This window comes from Rhodococcus maanshanensis NBRC 100610 (genome assembly GCF_001894865.1).
GTDB classification, from domain to species: Bacteria; Actinomycetota; Actinomycetes; order Mycobacteriales; family Mycobacteriaceae; genus Rhodococcus_G; species Rhodococcus_G maanshanensis.
This window is the reverse complement of sequence record NZ_BCXA01000045.1, coordinates 31,570-51,577: the sequence shown is the minus strand read 5'-3', so window position 1 is coordinate 51,577 and position 20,008 is coordinate 31,570. Positions and strand designations below refer to the sequence as shown.

General features: G+C 69.3%; 19 protein-coding genes. 2 read left to right on the top strand and 17 right to left on the bottom strand.

Features of this window, described 5'->3' with window-relative positions; genetic code table 11:
• Positions 1-12: 12 nt before the first annotated feature.
• The 17 genes from RM1_RS20595 to argS all read right to left on the bottom strand — a co-directional run bounded on the left by RM1_RS20595 (position 13) and on the right by argS (position 18,186).
• Positions 13-837 carry a F0F1 ATP synthase subunit delta gene (locus tag RM1_RS20595; RefSeq protein WP_072753571.1) on the bottom strand — a complete coding sequence of 275 codons (825 nt, stop codon included), beginning with the start codon at positions 835-837 and terminating at the stop codon, positions 13-15.
• A 5-nt stretch (positions 838-842) separates the two neighbouring features.
• Positions 843-1,403 (bottom strand): F0F1 ATP synthase subunit B, encoded by a 561-nt coding sequence (locus RM1_RS20590; RefSeq protein WP_072753557.1) that lies wholly within the window; start codon positions 1,401-1,403, stop codon positions 843-845.
• 7 nt (positions 1,404-1,410) lie between these two features.
• On the bottom strand, positions 1,411-1,659 hold the full coding sequence (locus RM1_RS20585) for an ATP synthase F0 subunit C (protein ID WP_027503025.1): 249 nt from the start codon (positions 1,657-1,659) through the stop codon (positions 1,411-1,413).
• A gap of 70 nt (positions 1,660-1,729) precedes the next feature.
• Positions 1,730-2,548 (bottom strand): F0F1 ATP synthase subunit A, encoded by an 819-nt coding sequence (atpB, locus tag RM1_RS20580; RefSeq protein ID WP_486363892.1) that lies wholly within the window; start codon positions 2,546-2,548, stop codon positions 1,730-1,732.
• Between the two features lie 320 nt (positions 2,549-2,868).
• The gene (locus RM1_RS20575; protein ID WP_072753555.1) at positions 2,869-3,357 is read right to left on the bottom strand and encodes a Cg1360 family ATP-synthase-associated protein; all 489 of its coding nucleotides are present in this window, start codon (positions 3,355-3,357) and stop codon (positions 2,869-2,871) included.
• Between the two features lie 19 nt (positions 3,358-3,376).
• Positions 3,377-4,567 (bottom strand): glycosyltransferase family 4 protein, encoded by a 1,191-nt coding sequence (locus RM1_RS20570; protein WP_072753570.1) that lies wholly within the window; start codon positions 4,565-4,567, stop codon positions 3,377-3,379.
• A gap of 16 nt (positions 4,568-4,583) precedes the next feature.
• Entirely contained in the window at positions 4,584-5,936 is a 1,353-nt protein-coding gene (gene glyA / locus RM1_RS20565; RefSeq protein ID WP_072753554.1) for a serine hydroxymethyltransferase, read from the bottom strand.
• Positions 5,933-6,601: an L-threonylcarbamoyladenylate synthase gene (locus tag RM1_RS20560; RefSeq protein ID WP_027503021.1), complete on the bottom strand. Its 669-nt coding sequence runs from the start codon at positions 6,599-6,601 to the stop codon at positions 5,933-5,935. Before RM1_RS20560 ends, glyA begins: the two co-directional genes overlap by 4 nt.
• Positions 6,602-6,674: 73 nt before the next feature.
• Positions 6,675-7,574 carry a peptide chain release factor N(5)-glutamine methyltransferase gene (gene prmC, locus RM1_RS20555; RefSeq protein ID WP_072753553.1) on the bottom strand — a complete coding sequence of 300 codons (900 nt, stop codon included), beginning with the start codon at positions 7,572-7,574 and terminating at the stop codon, positions 6,675-6,677.
• Positions 7,575-7,634: 60 nt separating this feature from the next.
• On the bottom strand, positions 7,635-8,714 hold the full coding sequence (gene prfA / locus RM1_RS20550; RefSeq protein WP_072753552.1) for a peptide chain release factor 1: 1,080 nt from the start codon (positions 8,712-8,714) through the stop codon (positions 7,635-7,637).
• Positions 8,715-8,863: 149 nt separating this feature from the next.
• Entirely contained in the window at positions 8,864-9,097 is a 234-nt protein-coding gene (gene rpmE, locus RM1_RS20545) for a 50S ribosomal protein L31 (protein WP_027503018.1), read from the bottom strand.
• 232 nt (positions 9,098-9,329) lie between these two features.
• Positions 9,330-11,396 (bottom strand): transcription termination factor Rho, encoded by a 2,067-nt coding sequence (gene rho, locus RM1_RS20540; protein ID WP_072753551.1) that lies wholly within the window; start codon positions 11,394-11,396, stop codon positions 9,330-9,332.
• Between the two features lie 364 nt (positions 11,397-11,760).
• On the bottom strand, positions 11,761-12,693 hold the full coding sequence (gene thrB, locus RM1_RS20535; protein WP_072753569.1) for a homoserine kinase: 933 nt from the start codon (positions 12,691-12,693) through the stop codon (positions 11,761-11,763).
• Between the two features lie 29 nt (positions 12,694-12,722).
• Positions 12,723-13,811 carry a threonine synthase gene (gene thrC / locus RM1_RS20530; protein ID WP_072753550.1) on the bottom strand — a complete coding sequence of 363 codons (1,089 nt, stop codon included), beginning with the start codon at positions 13,809-13,811 and terminating at the stop codon, positions 12,723-12,725.
• Complete coding sequence (locus tag RM1_RS20525) at positions 13,804-15,117, bottom strand: homoserine dehydrogenase (RefSeq protein WP_072753549.1); 1,314 nt, start codon at positions 15,115-15,117, stop codon at positions 13,804-13,806. The genes thrC and RM1_RS20525 overlap by 8 nt, the downstream gene beginning before the upstream one ends.
• Entirely contained in the window at positions 15,110-16,537 is a 1,428-nt protein-coding gene (lysA, locus tag RM1_RS20520; RefSeq protein ID WP_072753548.1) for a diaminopimelate decarboxylase, read from the bottom strand. Before lysA ends, RM1_RS20525 begins: the two co-directional genes overlap by 8 nt.
• Positions 16,534-18,186 (bottom strand): arginine--tRNA ligase, encoded by a 1,653-nt coding sequence (argS, locus tag RM1_RS20515; RefSeq protein ID WP_072753547.1) that lies wholly within the window; start codon positions 18,184-18,186, stop codon positions 16,534-16,536. The genes lysA and argS overlap by 4 nt, the downstream gene beginning before the upstream one ends.
• A gap of 121 nt (positions 18,187-18,307) precedes the next feature.
• Between argS and RM1_RS20510 the strand changes: the two genes are divergently transcribed.
• Together RM1_RS20510 and RM1_RS20505 are read left to right on the top strand one after the other, a co-directional pair.
• On the top strand, positions 18,308-19,222 hold the full coding sequence (locus tag RM1_RS20510) for a thioredoxin-like domain-containing protein (RefSeq protein ID WP_072753546.1): 915 nt from the start codon (positions 18,308-18,310) through the stop codon (positions 19,220-19,222).
• A 1-nt stretch (position 19,223) separates the two neighbouring features.
• Complete coding sequence (locus RM1_RS20505; protein ID WP_072753545.1) at positions 19,224-20,003, top strand: DUF305 domain-containing protein; 780 nt, start codon at positions 19,224-19,226, stop codon at positions 20,001-20,003.
• Positions 20,004-20,008 lie beyond the last annotated feature (5 nt).

Below are 20,008 nucleotides of genomic sequence, written 5' to 3'. Positions count from 1 at the left end.
CGAACGCCGGGACTACTTGAGGGTCTTGCGCAGTGACGCGAGACGTCCCGCCGCACTGCCGTCGATGACCTCGTCGCCCACGCGAACGACAAGGCCGCTCAGGAGCTCGGGGTCGACCTCCACGTGCACGGTGACCGGCTTGCCGTAGGTGCGGGTCAGGATCGCGGCGAGCCGCTCCTCCTGATCAGCGGACAGCGCCGAGGCGCTGCGCACATGTGCGACCGCCTTGTCGCGTCGCGCCGCCGCCAGTTCCGACAGCTCGTTGAAGGCATCCGCTGGTGCGGTCCGCAACCGGCCTGCGGCCTGCTTGGCCAGGGCCTCGGTGATCGCGGTGACCTTGCCGTAGAGCAGCTTGGACAGCAGTTCCCGCTTGGCCGCAGTGGGCGTCGCGCGATCTGACAGCGCCTGCTCGAGGCTCGAGTCGCCCGCCACGATGCGGCCGAGGCGGAAGAGCTCGTCCTCGACGGTGTCGAGCTGACCCTGATCGTCGGCCGCCTTGAGCAGCGACTCCCGACCGAGCAGCACCAGCGAGTTCCGCAGGTCGGCCGAGCTCGACCAGTCCTGGGAGACAGCCGCCTTCAGCGTCGCGAGCGCCTCGGCCGAAACCTTGGCCGAGAACACCTGCTCGGCCAAGGCCTGCCGAACCGCCGCGGGGGCCGAGGGGTCGGACAGCGACGCGCGAAGCGTGCGCTGGCCGTCGAGAACCTCGACCACCGTGAACAGCTCGGCACCGGTCTGTGCCGCAGCTGCAGTCGCCGCGCCGGCCGAAACTCCGGCCAACGCTGATTCCAGGGCGCTCCTCGTATGAGTCAGCGCCTCACGGCTTGCTGCGTACATGGTGCTCACTTTCCGGCTGCGGAGTCAGCGCTGACGGCGTCCAGTTCGCTGAGGAAACGATCGATCGAACCCGACCGCTTGACCTCGTCGGCCAGCGACTCGCCGATGACCTTCTCGGCCAGATCGACCGCGGTCTTGCCCAGGTCGCTGCGCAGTTCGGTGACGATCTGCTGACGCTGAGCGGCGAGCTGGCTGCTGCCAGCGGCCACGATGCGGTCGCTCTCGGCCTGTGCCTGGACCTTCATCTCGGCGATGATCTGCTGGCCCTGGGTCCGGGCATCCTCACGGATGGCCGCGGCCTCGGTCCGAGCCTCGGCGAGCTGGGCGCGGTACTGCTCCAGCGTCTCCTTGGCCTCGGCCTGGGCTTCCTCGGCGCGGGCGATGCCGCCCTCGATCTGCTCGGTACGATCCGCCAGCGCCTGCTGGAACTTCGGGAGGACGTACTTCCAGAAGACGAATCCGATGACGATGACGCAGATCGCCGACCACACGATGTCGTAGGTCGCGGGGACGAGAGGATTGATCTCCTCGCCCTCCGCGGCTGCGATCAATGCAATGGTTGACATGGCGAGATCAGAAAATGAAGCCGGCGACGAGGCCGATCAGCGCGAGGGCCTCGGTGAATGCGATACCGAGGAACATGTTGGTACGGATCTGGCCGGCCAGCTCGGGCTGACGCGCGATGCCCTCGATGGCCTTGCCGACGACGATGCCCACACCGATGCCGGGGCCGATGGCCGCGAGGCCGTAGCCGATGGCGCCGTAGCCCTTGCCGGTGGTCGTCTGCTCAACGGCTTCCTGTGCCAGGTACGCGAGGCTCATTTGGTTTCCGTTCCCTTTCCGTTGCCCACCACCGGGATTCGGCGGATGGGTCAGTTTGTGTGTAGTGCGGTCAGTGCGAGTCTGCGTGCAGCGCGAGGTCGATGTACACGGCGGTCAGCAGGGCGAAGACGTACGCCTGCAGGAAGATCACCAGCATCTCGAAGAGGGTGAACCCGAAACCTGCTGCCAGGGAGAACACACCGAAGACCTTCATCCCGGCGGCTGCCTCGAAGAAGAAGAACTGCGTGGCGCTGAAGAACAGCACGAGCATGATGTGGCCGGCCAGCATGTTGGCCATGAGTCGGACGGTCAGCGTGAACGGCCGCAGGATGAACGTCGAGATGAACTCGATCGGGATCAGCAGCACGTGCAGCGCGATCGGGACGTTCGGGACCACGATGCTGCTCTTCACGTACTTGAAGAAGCCGTACTTCTTGATACCCACGTAGTTGAACGTGATGTACGCGAGGGCCGCCAGGACGATCGGCATGCCGACGCGGGCATTCGAGGAGATGTTCAGGAACGGGATGACACTCGACGCGTTCAGGAACAGCACGGTGAAGAAGATCGTGGTGATGACGGGCAGGAAACGCTTGCCCTGCTCCTTGCCGAGTACCTCATCGGCGATCTGGTTCTTGACGAATCCCAGACCCATCTCGGCGAGGTTCTGCGCGCCACGCGGCACCAGCTTCGGGCTGCGCATCGCGATCACGAAGAAGGCGAGGAGCACCACCGTCATGAGGATGCGGATCAGCATCAGCCGGTCGAGCTCGAAGGGCGTGCCCTCGAACAGCACGGCGGGAGGGAAGAAGTCTGCAAGTGACGGCGGATGGAACTCCGCGGCCAGGGTGGTGACGCTCAGCGGTCTCTCCCGTAGTCGTGGCCGCAGGCGGCATCGCCTGCGGTTCGATCGGACATTGACGATCTAACAAGTCGACAAGGTCGGCTCGCGTATTCGTCAGCTGCTGTGGCCGATTCACTCGGCCCCGCGTCTGTCGGTGTCGGCGGACTGTCGTCGACTCGGTGTTCCCCGACTCGCCATTTCCGAACACGCGGAATTGACGATCGTGGTCACCTGCGAGGATGCCTGACCCGGCGAAATGGGTGTTTCGCGTCGTTCCGGCTCTCGCTTGGCCCTGACCCTACCAATACAACTACGACGTTGTGTAGACGGGGGTCCAGCTTGACCGATTACGACAGGTCGTCGTACTACTTTTCGTCGGATTCCGTCTCACCGGATGTGCCGTCCTGCTGTGCGGGAGAGCCGTCCTGCTGTGCGGGAGTGACATAGGGCACCTTCACCTTGAGCAGCCCATATGTCTCGGCGCCGAGCACGATCACCAGCGCCAGCACCATGACGATGACCAGCGCCTGCTTGCTGTAGAAGTCCATGCCCTTGAGCACGCCGAGGACCAGGATCGCCAGGATCATCTTGAGCAGCCAGCTGCCCAACAACACCGCACCCGAGGTGGCGGGCGGGAGCTTCTCGGTGAACAGGACCGCCAGCGCGGTGCACAGGATGAAGCCGCCCCCGACCGCGACGCCGATCAACGCGCCCCACAGTCCCGGCATGCCTGCCGCCAGGACGGCGATGATCGAGCCGACCACTGCGAGCGCGATCAGGCCGATGACGCCATAGCGGACCGCGGCGCGCAGCGGAGCGGACTGGTCGGGCACGGGTTCCGGAGAGAAGGTCACGATGAGCCAGCCTAGCTGGCTACGGCTCGCCCACCCGATCGCGGCCGGGGACCTGCTTCAGGCGCAGCGACGGCACTGCCGTCACGACCAGCGCAAACACCAGACCGCCCGCCACCAGCAGCACCACGATCCGCCGGTCGAACAGGGCCGAGCCAACGGCGCCGAACGCGAGCACCCCGACCCACAAATAGATCAGCAGGACCACGCGACGGTGCGAGTGTCCGATCTGCAGCAGGCGGTGGTGCAGGTGCATCTTGTCGGGGCTGAACGGGCTGCGCCCGGCCCTGGTCCGCCGGACCACCGCGAGCAGCAGGTCGAGGATCGGGATGAACATCACCGCGCCGACCAGCAGCAGCGGTGAGAGCAGACCGAGGATGTCCCTTGTTCCGTAGGCACTGAGCGGGATCCGGCCGGAGGCGCTGGTGGAGATGGCCGCCAGCATCAGGCCGATCAGCATCGACCCCGAGTCCCCCATGAAGATCCGGGCCGGCTGGAAGTTGTGCGGCAGGAAGCCGAGGCACGCGCCCGCCAGCGCGGCGGCCAGCATCGCGGGCGGATACGCGCTCACGTCACCGCCCTGCTCGTGCAGCAGGCCGACCGAGAACACGCAGATCGCCAGCGCCGCGATCAGCCCGAGGCCGGCGGCGAGACCGTCGAGACCGTCGACGAAGTTCATGGCGTTGATCATCACGACCGCGATCAGCACCGTCACCAGGCCCGACTGCAACTGGTCCAGGACCAGCGTTGTGCCGTTGAAGGGCAGGTACAGCACGAACCAGCTGACCCCCATCACCACCAGCACGCCAGCCGCGGTGACCTGTCCGACGAACTTGGTCAGCGCGTCCAGGCCCCACCTGTCGTCGATGATCCCGACCAGCACGATGACGCCGCCGGAGACGAGCGCCGCAGGGATGTCCTTGGTGCCGTACTCGAACCCCCGCGTCAGCGCCGGTAGTTGCTGGGCGAACAGCAGCGCGGCCGCGAAGCCGACGTACATCCCGACGCCGCCGAGCCGGGGCGTGGGCGTCACGTGCACGTCGCGGTCGCGCGGGACGGCAACGGCGCCGAACTTGAGGGCGAACAACCGGACGGCTCCGGTCGCCAGGAAGGTGATGACCGCCGCGGTGAAGAGCACCAGCAACAGTTCCCTGATCGGGACCCCGGCCCCCCGGCCCGACTGAGCGAGCAATGCTGAATGGGCGGCGATCACGTCGAAGAGGCTACCGTCACCGCGCGCCGTCCCCCGCCGCTGCACTCGACTGCGGCGCCTGCCGGGGATAGGCAGGCTTGCGCGCCACCAACTCCGAGACCTCGCGCGCCACGTCGGCCAGCTCGGCGTCGCCCGCGGTGGTGCCGTCCTCGGCCCGCACCGCCCTGGCGATCAGCGCACCGACCGCCGCGCAGTCGTCGGTGCCGAAGCCCTGAGTGGTCACCGCTGCGGATCCGACCCGGATCCCGGACGCCACCATCGGCGGCGCCGGATCGAATGGGATCGCGTTCTTGTTCAACGTGATTCGGGCCGCTTCGCATCGCCGTTCGGCCTCGGCCCCGCTCACCCCGAGCTCGCGAAGGTCCAGCAGCGCCAGGTGGGTGTCGGTGCCGCCGGACACCGCGCGCATGCCGCCCGCCTCGAGGGCCTTGGTCATCGCCGCGGCGTTGTCGACCACGCTCGACGCGTAGGCCCGGTACTCGTCGGACGCCGCTTCCTTCAGCGCGACCGCCTTGGCCGCGATCGAGTGCATGAGCGGACCGCCCTGGCTGAAGGGGAACACCGCCTTGTCGACGGCCTTGGCGTGCTCGGCCCGGCACAGCAACATGCCGCCGCGAGGCCCCCGCAGGACCTTGTGGGTGGTCGCGGAGACGACGTCGGCATACGGCACCGGCGACGGAATCGCCCCGCCCGCCACCAACCCGATGAAATGCGCGGCGTCGACCCACAGGATGGCGCCCACCTCGTCGGCGATCTGCCGGAACTTCGCGAAGTCGATCAGTCGCGGATATGCGGTCGCGCCCGCGACGATGATCTTCGGCCGATGGGTCAGCGCGAGGTCACGGACCTCGTCGTAGTCGATGAGCTCGGTCGACTTGTCCACGTGATACGGGATCGGGGTGAACCACTTGCCCGAGAAACTCACCTTGGACCCGTGGGTGAGATGACCGCCGTGCGGCAGGCTCATCGCCAGCACCGGGTCGCCTGGCTGCGCGAACGCGGCGTACACCGCGAGGTTGGCGTTGGCCCCCGAGTGCGGCTGCATGTTGGTGTGCTCGGCCCCGAACAGCGTCTTGGCCCGCTCGATCGCCAGGCTCTCGGCGCGGTCGACCTCGGCGCAGCCGCCGTAGTACCGGTGACCGGGGTATCCCTCGGCGTACTTGTTGCTCAGCGTCGAGCCCAGCGCCGCCAGCACCGCGGGGCTGGTCAGGTTCTCGCTCGCGATCAGCTGCAACCCACCGCGCAGCCGGTCCAGCTCGGCGAGCGTGATCTCGGCGATCTCCGGGTCGATCCGCTCGAGCTCGGAGAAGTCCGGGCCCCAGAACGCCTGGTCGGCGGGGGCCGGTCGCGGGGATCCCGCGTCGCTCATTCCGGTACCCGTCCAGGCAGCAGGCTCTCGACGGTCACGCCGAGGACCTCCGCGATGTCCGCGGCCGCGACCGCCCCCTCGCGCAGGATGCGCGGCTCGTCGGCCGTGAGATCGACGATCGTCGAGGCCACCGCATGCTGGGCGGGGCCACCGTCCAGGTACACCGATGCGGCGCCGCCGAGCTGATCGCGGGCCTGCTCGACGGTGGCGGCCGGCGCGTGCCCGGAGATGTTCGCACTGGACACGGCGAGGGGTCCGACCTCCCGCAGCAGTTCGAGGGCCACCGGGTGCAGCGGCATCCGCAACATCACCGTCCCCCTGGTGTCGCCAAGGTCCCACGCCAACGAGGGCGCTTGCTGCACAACGAGACTCAGTCCACCGGGCCAGAAGGCGCGGATCAACTCACGCGCCTGCGGCCGCACCGTGAAGACGAGTCCGTCGATGGTGTTCCAGGAGCCGACGAGCACCGGCACGGGCATGTCCCGTCCGCGGCCCTTGGCGCGCAGCAGCGCGGTGACGGCCTCGCCGTCGAAGGCGTTGGCCGCGAGGCCGTAGAGGGTGTCGGTCGGCACGACGACCAGCCGCCCGGCCTTGAGCGAATTCGTCGCGGCCGCGATGCCAGCCTCGCGCGAATCGGTGTTCCGGCAGTCGTAGACGATGCTCACGCCCCCATCCTTCCATCCGCGTCGATCCGTTGCAGACACCCCTGGCCGTTCCGCGGGCTCGCACGCCGGTGGATCAGTGCCCGCGGGCCGCCTCGGCGTCCGTCGCGACCCGGCGGGCGACCACGAACCGGGGCTTGCCCGCCAGGTCCGGATGCTCGGCGACCTCGCCGAACACCCGCCGCTCGCGCAGCAGGGCCGCCACCTGACCGCCGTTGGTGTCGTCGTGCTCGATGGCCATCGCGCCGCCGATCTTCAGCCAGCGCGCGATGTTGGAGACCATCGGGGTGATCACCGACAGCCCGTCCGGACCGCCGAACAACGCCAGGTGCGGGTCGAACTCCGCGACCTCGGGATCGAGCTCGGCGCCCTCGGGGATGTACGGCGGATTCGACACCACGACGTCGACCTTGCCCTCGAGCTCGGTGAGCAGCGACCGGTCGGTGACGTCGCCCTGGTGCAGCGTGATCGGGGTGTCGCCCTCGTTCGCCCTGGCCTCGGCGTTGCGGCGGGTCCAGGCCAGTGCCGCCGGATCCAGTTCCACCGCGTGCACGATCGCGTCGGGGCGGGCGTTCGCCAGCGCCAGCGCCAGGGCCCCGGTGCCGGTGCACAGATCGAGGATCACCGGCGGATGCGCGGGATGCCCCTCCAGGACGGCGAGCGCCCACGCGAACATCAGCTCGGTCTCCGGCCTCGGCACGAAGACCCCCGGACCGACCTGGAGGTCGATGTCTCCCATCGACGCCACACCGGTGAGGTACTGCAGCGGAACGCGTTCGGCTCGCCGGGCGATCAGCGCCCGGTACCGCTCGATCACCTCGGGGTCGACGAGCGGCACCAGCCCGAGCCTGGTCCGTTCCACCCCGACGACATGGGCGGCGAGCAGTTCCGCATCCGTGCGGGGACTGGGTACGCCCGCCTCCTCTAACAGCTTGGCGGCCTCGAGGATCGCGAGGCGGAGGGGTTGACGACTCACCCGTTCAGCCTGCCATGCGTCTGCGCCGGAACCCCGCATTACCCGACCGTGGCCCGGTGCCTACTCGGCGGCGAGCCGGGCTTCCCGGTCCGACTTGCCGAGCGCGTCCAGCAGCGCGTCCAGGTCGCCGTCGAGCACGGCGTCGAGGTTGTGCGCCTTGAACCCGATCCGGTGATCGGTGATCCGGTTCTCGGGAAAGTTGTAGGTGCGGATGCGCTCGGAGCGGTCAACGGTGCGCACCTGGCTCTGCCTGCCCGCCGAGGCCTCGTCGGCGGCGGCCTCCTCGGCCGCCGCCTGCAGCCGGGCCGCGAGCACCTGCATCGCGCGGGCCTTGTTCTGCAGCTGCGAGCGCTCGTTCTGGCAGGTCACGACGATGCCGGTGGGCAGGTGGGTGATCCGGACCGCGGAGTCGGTGGTGTTGACGCCCTGGCCACCCTTGCCCGACGAGCGGTACACGTCGATGCGCAGGTCGGTCTCGTCGATCTGCACCTCCTCGACCTCCTCCGGCTCCGGGTAGATCAGCACGCCCGCCGCCGAGGTGTGCACGCGCCCCTGCGACTCGGTGACCGGCACCCGCTGAACGCGGTGCACGCCACCCTCGAACTTGAGCCGGGCCCAGACACCATCGCGGGTGTCGCCCTTCGACTTGATCGACAGGGTCGCGTCCTTGTAGCCGCCGAGGTCGGAGATGTTCGCGTCGAGGACCTCGACCCGCCAGCCGTGCCGTTCGGCGTAGCGCAGGTACATCCGAGCCAGGTCCGCGGCGAACAACGCGGACTCCTCGCCGCCCTCCCCCGACTTCACCTCGAGCACCACGTCGTCGCCGTCGTGCGGGTCCCGCGGCGCGAGCAGATCGGTGAGGGCGACGTCGAGCTCGGCCACCTTGGCCTCCAGCTCGGGCACCTCGGCGGCGAAGCTCGAGTCGTCGGCTGCCAGCTCGCGCGCGGCCTCCAGGTCCTCGCGGGCGGCCTGCAGCTTGGTGTGGGTGGCCATGATCGGGGCGAGCTCGGCGAACCGCTTGCCGACCCGGCGGGCGGCCGCGGGATCGTTGTGCAGGGACGGGTCGGACAGCTGCAGCTCAAGGCCGGCGTGCTCGGCCAGGATGTCATCGATCGCCGACGGCTGGGTGGTCCCCGCCATGGTTCGCTCCTCGGTTGTCGGCACCCCCGAGGGGATGCCGGGCAGTGCAATGGGTGGATGTCGGCGCCGGGTCCGGCTCCCGCACCACGGGTACAAAAAAACCGACGCCCGGCCTGCAATGGAACACAGGACGGGCGTCGGCGGGACAGCTAGCTGTCGGCGTCGGCCTTCTTGCCGGCGCGCTTGCCGTAGCGAGCCTCGAAGCGCGCGACGCGTCCACCGGTGTCGAGGATCTTCTGCTTGCCGGTGTAGAACGGGTGGCACTGCGAGCAGACCTCGACGTTGATGCGTCCGGACTCCTTGGTGCTGTGGGTCTCGAACGTGTTACCGCAACCGCAGACGACGGTGGTCGCCACGTAGTTGGGGTGGATTCCTGCCTTCATGGTGTCCCTTTCGGTGGTCGCCGGGTCGCCTTCGCCAATCGAAGCCGTGAACCGGAACCGGACATTGTTGTGCTCGCACGCGGCGAGTGCCACGGGCGCGATCGTTCATTCTGCCAGAACGCGTGCATCAAGTCCTAACGACCAGGTGCCGCGATCTGTTCCCGACCGGCGCGAACGCGAGGCGGGCCCAGGAAACCGTGTGGTGTCCTGGGCCCGCCTCGTCGCACGATTGCTAGTCGTCGTCGCCCATCGCTCCCGGCGCGGTCTTGGAGACCTGCATCAGGAACTCGAGGTTGTTCTTGCTCTTCTTGAGCCGGTCGATCAGCAGATCGATCGCCTGGTGCGAGTCCAGGCCGGACAGCACCCGGCGCAGCTTGTGCAGCACCGCCGCCTCGTCCGGGTTGAGCAGCAGCTCGTCCTTGCGGGTGCCGGACGGGTTGACGTCGACCGCGGGGAAGACCCGACGCTCGGCGATCTTGCGATCGAGCTTGAGCTCCGCGTTGCCGGTGCCCTTGAACTCCTCGAAGATCACGGTGTCACCGGTGGAGCCGGTCTCGACCATCGCGGTGGCGATGATCGTGAGCGAGCCACCGTTCTCGATGTTGCGGGCCGCGCCGAGGAAACGCTTCGGCGGGTACAGCGCGGTCGAGTCGACACCACCCGAGAGGATTCGTCCCGAGGCGGGCGACGAGTTGTTGTACGCGCGGCCGAGTCGGGTGATCGAGTCGAGCAGCACGACGACGTCCTTGCCCTCCTCGACCAGTCGCTTGGCCCGCTCGATGGCGAGCTCGGCGACCGAGGTGTGGTCTGACGGCGGCCGGTCGAAGGTCGAGGCGATGACCTCACCCTTCACCGAACGCTGCATGTCGGTGACCTCTTCCGGACGCTCGTCGACAAGGACGACCATCAGGTAGCACTCGGGGTTGTTGGTGGCGATGGCGTTCGCGATCGCCTGCAGCACGCTCGTCTTACCGGCCTTCGGCGGGCTGACGATCAGGGCGCGCTGGCCCTTACCGATCGGCATCACCAGGTCGATGACGCGGGTGGTGAGGATGTTCGGCGTGGTCTCGAGGCGCAGACGCTGGTTCGGGTAGAGCGGCGTCAGCTTGCCGAACTCGGGGCGCCGCTTGGCCGCCTCGACGTCGCCGCCGTTGACGGTGTCCAGCCGGACCAGCGGGTTGAACTTCTGACGCTGGCTGCCACCGCCGCCGCCCTCACCCTCACGGGCGACGCGGACGGCACCGGTGATGGCGTCGCCGCGACGGAGTCCGTTCTTGCGGATCAGGTTCATCGAGACGTACACGTCGTTCGGGCCCGCCAGGTAACCGGAGGTCCGCACGAAGGCGTAGTTGTCGAGCACGTCGAGGATGCCCGCGACCGGCTGCAGGACATCGTCCTCGCGGATCTCCAGGTCGCGGTCGGCGCCTGCGCCGCCGCCCTCGCCGCGGTCGCGTCCACGACGACGCTCACGGAACCGGCGTCCCCGCCGACCCCGACCGTCCTCGTCCTCGCCGCCGCGGTTGTCGTTGCGACCCTCGCCACGCGGGCCGTTGCCACCCTGGTTGCGCTCGCCCTGGTTGCGCTCACCCTGGCCACGCTCGCCCTGGTTGCGGTCACCCTGGCCACGCTCGCCCTGGTTCCGCTCACCCTGATTGCGGTCACCCTGGCCACGCTCGCCCTGGTTGCGGTCGCGACGGTTGCGCTCGCCACCCTGCTCCTGGCGTGCGCCCTGTTCCTGACGAGGCTGGCGGTCGCCGCCCTGCTCGGTCGCGGGGGCCGTCGATGCCGTCGACTCACCCTGCTCGGGCGAACCGGCCTGGCGAGAGGACCCGCGGCGCTGCCGGTTTCGGCGGCCGCCCTGCTCGCCCTCGGCGGACTCGGCGGGCTGCGCGGCCGGACGCTCGGTGGTCGCGGGGGCCGACTCGGCGGCCGGAGCGACCTCGGCGACCCGCTGCGGCGCGGTCGTGGTCTCGCTCGCGGCGGCCTCGACAGGGGCCGCCTTGGGAGCCGCCGTCTTGGTGGCGGCCGAGCCGCCCTGACGCTCCTTGATGGCCGCGATCAGGTCGCCCTTGCGCAGGCCGGACGTTCCCTTGATGCCGAGCTCGGTCGCGAGTCCGCGCAGCTCGGCCAGCACCATTCCGGACAGGCCGGAACCGCGCCGGGCCTCGGCGCGCTTGGTGGAGGCTGCCACCGCGTCGCCGGTGGCCTCTGAAGTTCGTGCATTGCCGCCGGCCTGGCTCGCCGCGGAGTCAACCGGGGTGTCGAGAACAGGTGTGGCGATCAGGTCCGTATCGGTCACGGAGATCCTTTCCTTCCCTCGCTCGCGCGGCGCGTGTCGAGGGTTCGTCCCGAGATTCAGCTCACTCGCTGAACTCGGTTGTGCCGGACGTGTTCGCTGGATGGAACTATCGGCTCGTCCGCCCCCGTGGCCTCTCGAACAGGCACGTTCCGAGTCGATCACCGCGGAAATCACGCGAGGGAATCGAGCCAGGTGCGTCTACTCCTGCTTCAGCAGTCCCGGGGTACGGGAGCCAATCTTCGGAGTGAATGCCCTGGTAGAACACCGGCGTCTGATGCGCACGATGGGCGAACGACCCTCAGGATAGCCTCCAACCGGGCCGCGGGCAAGGACCGACCCGCCGGTATGCCGTCCGATCAGCCGATCAACCGACCTGCACGCCGTCCGCCACGCCGAGCTCGAGCACCCGGAGCCCGTCCGCTTCCGCCTTGGCGCGCAGATCGTCGGGGAACGCCATGGTCGACAGCGCCAGCACGGTTGGACCCGCGCCCGACACCGTCGCCGCGATGCCTGCCTGCCGCAGCGTTTCGATCCAACGCGTGGTCAGCGGCAACGCGGACGCCCGCTGGCTCTGGTGCAGCCGATCCTCGGTCGCGGCCATCAGGAGGTCGGGACGACTGGTCAGCGCCACCACCGCCAGCGCTCCCCTGCTCACGTTGAAGGCGGCATCGGCGTGCGGAACCAGCTCCGGGAGCAGGCCCCGCGTCTGCGCCGTCGAGGAACGCTCGGACGGCACCAGCGCCACGACCCGGATGTCGGGGTGCACGTCCAGCCGCACCGCGGCGTAGGTGCGCGGCGAGTCCGCGACGCCGGTGTCCTCGGACCAGGACACCACCGCGCCGCCGAGCACGCTCGCGGACGCGTTGTCCGGATGGCCCTCGAACTCGGAGGAGAGCTGGACCAGCTGCTCCTGCGTGAGCGCCAGCGCCGGGTCGAGCTTGCTCGCCAGCCCGTTCGCAACCGCGAGCCCGCCGACCGCGGCCGACGCGGACGACCCGAGTCCGCGCGAATGCGGAATCGCATTGCGGCACACCACGTCCAGACCATCGGCCCAGACACCGATCGACTCGAGCCCCCGCTCGATCGCACGCACGACCAGGTGCGACGGGCCCCAGGGCACGTCCTCGGCGCCCTCGCCCTCCACCCGGATCGTCAACCCCGCATCGGTGGTCGTCACCGTGATCTCGTCGTACAGCGCCAGGGCCATGCCCAGCGTGTCGAAGCCCGGACCGAGATTCGCCGTCGACGCGGGCACCCGTGCGGTCACGGTGAGCCCGGCGGGCAGCGTCTGAGTCATCGTGCTCCCTCCGATGCGCGGTGCGGCCACTAGACGAGCTCGAGCGCCGCGGCAACCGCCACCGGGTCGACCGGAATCGGCTGCACAGCAGGCATTCCCGCGAGCGCCGTGTCGGGATCCTTGAGGCCGTTTCCGGTCACCGTGCACACCACGGTCAGCCCGGAGTCCAGCCAGCCCTCCTTGCGCGCGGCGAGCAGGCCCGCCACGGACGCGGCGGACGCGGGCTCGACGAACACGCCCTCGGTACGAGCGATGAGCCGGTACGCCTCGAGGATCTCCTGGTCGGTGGCGGCGCGGAAGGCACCGTTCGACTCCTCCTTGGCCGCGACGGCACCGTCCCAGGACGCGGGCGAGCCGATGCGGATGGCGGTGGCGATGGTCTCCGGGTCCTTGACCGGGGCACCGTGCACCAGCGGCGCCGCGCCCGCCGCCTGCACGCCGAGCATGCGGGGACGAACCGAGGTGATCCCGTCCGCGAAATACTCCGAGTACCCACGCCAGTACGCGGTGATGTTGCCCGCGTTGCCGACCGGGAGGGCGTGCACGTCGGGCGCCTTGCCCAGCGCATCGCAGATCTCGAACGCCGCGGTCTTCTGACCCTCGATGCGCACCGGGTTCACCGAGTTCACCAGGCCGATGGTCGGGAACTCCGCGGTGGTCTTGCGGGCCAGCTCGAGGCAGTCGTCGAAGTTGCCCTCGACCTGGATGATCTTCGCGCCGTGCATGACGGCCTGGGCCAGCTTGCCCATCGCGATCTTGCCCTGCGGCACCAGCACCGCACAGGTCATGCCTGCGACGGCCGCGTAGGCCGCGGCCGAGGCCGAGGTGTTGCCGGTCGAGGCGCACAGCACGGCCTTCTGGCCCCGCGCGAGCGCGTCGGTGACGGCCATCGTCATGCCGCGGTCCTTGAACGACCCGGTCGGGTTGAGACCCTCGACCTTGAGGTGGACCTCGCACCCGGTGATCTCGGACAGGTGGGCGGCGGGCAGCAGCGGGGTGCCGCCCTCGCGCAGCGTGATCGTCTTCCAGTTCGGCCCGATGGCGAGTCGATCGCGGTACGCCTCGATCAGCCCCGGCCAGGGGGAATGAACGGGGGTGTGCAGGCGTGGGCTATTCACTGGAACCTTCCAATCGGAGAACACTGGTGACCGCGGTCACGAACTCGAGTTTGCCGAGGGCCGCAACGGTTTCGGACAGGGCCGCGTCGGTCGCCCGATGGGTGACCACGATCAGCCCGGCGCCGTTGCCGATGCCCTCCTGACGGACCGTCGAGATGCTGACGTCGTGCTTGGCGAACTCCGCCGCGACCGCCGACAGCACGCCCGCGCGGTCCGCGACCTGCATGTTGACGTAGTACCGGGTGGGGATCTCGCCGATCGGCGCGATCTTGAGGTCCGCGTACTTCGACTCACGGGGGCCTCGGCCGCCGTGCACCCGGTTCCTGGCCGCCATCACCAGGTCGCCCATCACGGCCGAGGCGGTCGGCGAACCGCCCGCGCCCTGCCCGTAGAACATGAGCCGTCCGGCGGCCTCGGCCTCGACCACGACCGCGTTGAACGCGCCGTTCACCGAGGCGAGCGGGTGGTCGAGCGGGACCAGCGCCGGGTATACCCGGGCGGAGATCCGCTCGGAGCCGTCCGTGCCGTTGACCCGCTCACAGATCGAGAGCAGCTTGACCGTGCAGTTCAGCGACTTGGCCGCCTCGAGGTCCGCCGAGGTGATCTTCGAGATGCCCTCGCGGTAGACGTCGGCGGCGGTGACGCGGGTGTGGAACGCGATCGACGCCAGGATCGCGGCCTTCGCCGCGGCGTCGTAGCCCTCCACGTCCGCGGTCGGATCGGCCTCGGCATAGCCGAGGCGGCCCGCCTCGGCGAGCGTGTCGGCGTAGTCGGCGCCGGTCTCGTCCATCGCGGAGAGGATGAAGTTGGTGGTGCCGTTGACGATTCCGGCGACCTTGTTGACCCGGTCGCCCGCGAGCGACTGGGTGAGCGGGCGGATCACCGGGATGGCGCCCGCGACCGCGGCCTCGAAGTACAGGTCGACCCGCTTGTTCTCGGCCGCCTCGGCGAGCTCGCCGGTGTAGTCGGCCAGCAGGGCCTTGTTCGCGGTGACAACCGACTTGCCCGAGTTGAGGGCGGCGAGGATGAGCTTGCGGGGCACCTCGATGCCGCCGATCACCTCGACGACGATGTCCACGTCCGCGCGCGTGACCAGAGAGTCCGCATCGGTCGTCAGCAGCTCGGCCGGAACCCCGCGGTCACCCTCGATCCGGCGCACCGCGATACCGCGCAGCACCACCGGTGCGCCGACCCGCGCCTCGAGCTCGCGGGCGTGCTCGCGCAGAATTCGCACGACCTCACTGCCCACGTTGCCGAGGCCGAGGACCGCCACACCGATCGCGGCGTTGCCACTCGGTTCAGTCATGTTGCTGTACCTCCAAGCTGAGCAGATCTTCCACTGTTTCCCTGCGCAAGATCAGTCGGGACTGACCGTCACGCACCGCGACCACGGCGGGCCGGGTGAGCAGGTTGTAGCGGCTGGACATCGAATAGCAGTATGCGCCAGTGGCGGCGACCGCGAGCAGATCTCCCGCGTTGACGTCCTCGGGCATCCAGGTGTCCCGGATGACGATGTCGCCACTCTCGCAGTGCTTCCCCACCACGCGGGCGACCACCGGGTCGGCCGCGCTGTCGCGCGAGACCAGACGCGAGTCGTACTCGGCCTGATACAGCGACGTGCGGATGTTATCGCTCATCCCGCCGTCCACGCTGATGTATCGACGGGTTGCGTTGGCGCCCAAGCGAACATCCTTGACCGTCCCGACCTCGTAGAGGGTCACCGTGCCCGGTCCCGCGATCGCCCGGCCCGGTTCGACCGCGAGGGTCGGCACCGGCAGTCCGGCGAGCGCCGACTCGGTGGCGACGATGTGCCCGAGCTTGGCGGCCAGGTCGTCCACCGGCGGCGGGTCGTCGCTCTCGAGGTACGAGATCCCCATCCCGCCGCCGAGATCGACGATCGAGATCTGCGAGGACTTCTCCACCCCGAACTCGGCGACGATGGTGCGGAGCAGCCCGATCACGCGGTGCGCGGCGAGCTCGAATCCGTCGACCTCGAAGATCTGCGAGCCGATGTGGCTGTGCAGCCCGACCAGCCGCAGGTTCTCGGTGGCGAACACCCGGCGGACGGCCTCGAGCGCCGACCCGTCCGAGAGCGAGAACCCGAACTTCTGGTCCTCGTGGGCGGTGGCGATGAACTCGTGGGTGTGCGCCTCGACGCCGACCGTGACCCGGATCAGCACGTCCTGCACCACGCCGTGCGCGCCCGCGACGCGGTCCAGCCGGTCGATCTCCTGGGTCGAGTCGAGCACGATGTGCCCGACGCCCGCGGCCACCCCGGCCTCGAGCTCGGCGACCGACTTGTTGTTGCCGTGCATGGCAATTCGCTCGGCCGGGAAGTTCGCGTTCAGCGCGATGGCCAACTCGCCGCCGGAGCAGATGTCCAGCGACAGCCCCTCCTCGGCCACCCAGCGGGCGATCTCACCGCAGAGGAATGCCTTCGAGGCGTAGTGCACCTTGCCGGTGGGGCCGAAGGCACGGGCCATGTCGCGGCACCGGGAGCGGAAGTCGTCCTCGTCGACGACGAACAGCGGCGTGCCGTACTGCTCGGCCAGCTCCGTGACGGGCACCCCGGCCAGCCGGACCACGCCGTCCTCACCGCGGGCGGCGTTGCGGGGCCAGACATCGACGGGCAGCGCGGTCAGCTCGGCCGCGGACTCCGGCCGCGGCGGCAGTCCGGGCGCGTGCGGGATCTCGGCGTGCTTGGGTCCCGCCGGATGCGCGCTCACATTCGCTCCGGTGCGCTGACGCCGAGCACGGCGAGTCCGTTGGCGAGCACCTGGCGCGTCGCCGCGCACAGGGCCAGCCGGGCCGTGTGCAGATCGCCTGCGGGCTCGTCACCCTGCGGCAGCACCCGGCAATCGGTGTAGAACCGGTGATAGGTGCCTGCCAGCTCCTCCATGTATCTGGCGATCCGGTGCGGCTCGCGCAGCTCGGCCGCCGCGGCCACAACCCGCGGGTACTCGCCGATGGTCCGGATGAGGTCGCCCTCCCGGTCGTGGGTGAGCAGTTCCAGCTTCGGGTTCTCGGTGGAGATGCCCAGCTCGGCTGCGTTGCGGCCGAGCGAGGCGAGCCGGGCGTGCGCGTACTGCACGTAGTAGACCGGGTTCTCGCTGGTGGTGCTCGCCCACAGCTCGAGGTCGATGTCCAGGCTCGAATCGACGGACGACCGGATCATCGCGTACCGGGCGGCGTCGACGCCGATCGCCTCGACCAGGTCGTCGAGGGTGATGACGGTGCCGGCCCGCTTGCTCATCTTCACCGCGACACCGTCGCGGACCAGGTTCACCATCTGACCGATCAGCACCTCGACGGTGTCCGGGTTGTCACCGAACGCCGCGGCCGCGGCCTTGAGCCTGCCGATGTAGCCGTGGTGGTCGGCCCCGAGCATGTAGATGCACAGGTCGAAGCCGCGCGAGCGCTTGTCCTGGAAGTAGGCGATGTCGCCGGCGATGTACGCCGCGTTGCCATCGCTCTTGATGACCACGCGGTCCTTGTCGTCACCGAAGTCGGTGCTCTTGAGCCACCAGGCGCCGTCCTCCTCGTAGAGGTTCCCTGACGCCTTGAGGGTCGCCACCGCCGTCTCGACGGCACCGGACTCGAAGAGCGAGTTCTCGTGGAAGTACACGTCGAAGTCGGTGCCGAACTCGTGCAGGGTCTTCTTGATGTGGTCGAACATCAGCGCCACGCCGATGGACCGGAACGTCTCCTGACGCTCGTCTGCGGGCAGCGCGAGCGCGTCCGGCCGCTGCCGGACGACCTCCGCGGCGATGTCGGAGATGTACGCCCCCGCGTAGCCGTCCTCCGGCGCCGGGTCGCCGTTGGCCGCGGCGATCAGCGAACGCGCGAACCGGTCGATCTGGGCGCCGTGGTCGTTGAAGTAGTACTCGCGGGTCACGGCCGCGCCCTGGGCGGCGAGGATGCGTCCGAGCGCGTCGCCGACCGCGGCCCACCTGGTGCCGCCGAGGTGGATCGGACCGGTCGGGTTCGCCGAGACGAACTCCAGGTTGATCCGCTTTCCTGCCAGCGCCTTGGACGAACCGAAGGCCTCGCCCGCGGCGATGGCATTTGCGACGATGACGCCCTGGGCGGCCGCCGCCAGTCGGATGTTGAGGAATCCGGGACCGGCCACCTCGACGGTCTCGATGCCGTCGGTGGCGGTCAGCGCGTCGGCCAGCCAGGTCGCGAGCTCGCGCGGGTTGGCGCCGGCCTTCTTGCCGACCTGCATGGCCACGTTGCTGGCGTAGTCCCCGTGTTCGGGGTTGCGGGGGCGTTCGACGGCGAGCGTCGCCGGGAGGACGCTCGCATCGAGCCCACGCTCGGCGAGGACCTTCGCGGCGGTCCCTCGGAGCAGTTCGGCAAGGTCGGCAGGAGTCACAGGTATCTATCCTATGGTCTGGCCGTTCACGGCCTGCGCTCAGGCACTGAACGTAGAGTGGGGCCCCGGCGGGACCCACCGCCGCCCTGTGACTGTCCCACCACCGAAAGAGCACTCACCGATGCCAAGCGGTTCGGAAAATCGCGGCGCCAAGAACTCGGGCGCCAAGTCAGCCAAGGCCATCAAAGCCGCCAACAAGAGTGCCGGCGGCGCCAAGCCCAAGGCCGGGATCCCCAAACAACGCAACATCCCGTGGCTGACCATCGGTGCGGTGGTTGCCGTGCTGGCCCTGATCGGCGTGCTCGCGGTGAACCTGTTCCCGAAGTACCAGGACAAGGCCGAGGCCGACAAGTTCGCGCCGAGCTCGGAGAACAAGGATCCCTCGATCGAGATCGACGGCGTCGTGCGGAACGAGTACCCCCCGGCGCTGCACGTGAGCGCCACGCAGCGGGTGGCCTACGACAAGACCCCGCCGTTCGGCGGCCCGCACGACGCGACGTGGGCCACCTGCACCGGCATCGTGTACCCGAACGCGATCCGCACGGAGAACGCCGTGCACTCGCTCGAGCACGGCGCGGTGTGGATCGCCTACAACCCGGACAAGGTCTCGGAGGATCAGCGCGAAGCGCTCGCCGACCGGGTCGACGGCAAGTCCTACATGCTGATGTCGCCTTACCCGGGCCTCGACTCCCCGATCTCGCTGCAGAGCTGGGGACACCAGCTCAAGCTGGACGACGCGAACGACCCGCGGATCAGCCAGTTCATCGCCGCGCTGCGACTGAACAACTTCGGGGTCTACCCCGAGGTCGGAGCCAGCTGCTCGACCATCCCTGGTGCGTTCGACCCGGACAACCCGCCCGCCTTCGACGGCTCGGCGCCCGGCCCCGACGCGGTGCCGATGAACGGCGAGGGCCTGGCACAGGACCAGGGCGAACTGGGCACCGGCGGAGTACCGGGTGGACTGCCCGGAGGCATGCAGCTGCCGCCGGAGCTCCAGCTCCCGCCCGAGGCACCGGCACCGGCACCGGCTGGCTGACATGACCGATCAGACCGGAGCCGAGCAGCACACAGCCCAGCAGCAGGCGCCCGAGCAGGCGCAAGAGGGCGGCAAGCGCAGCCAGCGCACCGCCCTCGCCGTGCTCGGCCTGATCGCCGCCGTCGCGATCGGGTTCGCCATCGGGTTCCTGGCGAGCCTGCCGCTGCGCGACGACGGCGCCTCCGCCCCGGGCGCCGGCTCGGTGGACGTCGGGTTCGCGCAGGACATGAGCGTGCACCACAACCAGGCGGTGGAGATGTCGGCGATCGCGATCGCCAACGCCACCGACCCGATGGTCCGCGACCTCGCGTACGACATCCTGACCACCCAGCAGAACCAGATCGGCCAGATGACCGGCTGGCTGTCGCTGTGGAACCAGCCGCTGCTCCCGACCGGCGACTACATGACCTGGATGAGCTCGGACGAGGCCGGACACGGTGGCGACGGGCACGGGCACGCCGAATCCGGCCACGACATGGGTGCGATGACCTCCGCCGCCGCAGCGCCCGCGTCGACGGGGGCGATGCCCGGCATGGCCAGCTCCGAGGACATGGCCGCGCTGCGGCAGGCCCGCGGACCGGCCGCCGACGTCCTCTACCTGCAGCTGATGCTGCGTCATCACCAGGGCGGCCTGCCGATGATGGAGTACGGCGCACAGCATGCCGAGGTTCCTGCGGTTCAGATGCTGGCCAAGACCATGGTCAACACCCAGCAGAGCGAGGCGGACCGGATCACCACCATGCTCGCCGAGAAGGGCGCGGCTCCCCTGCCGATGAACTGACCGTC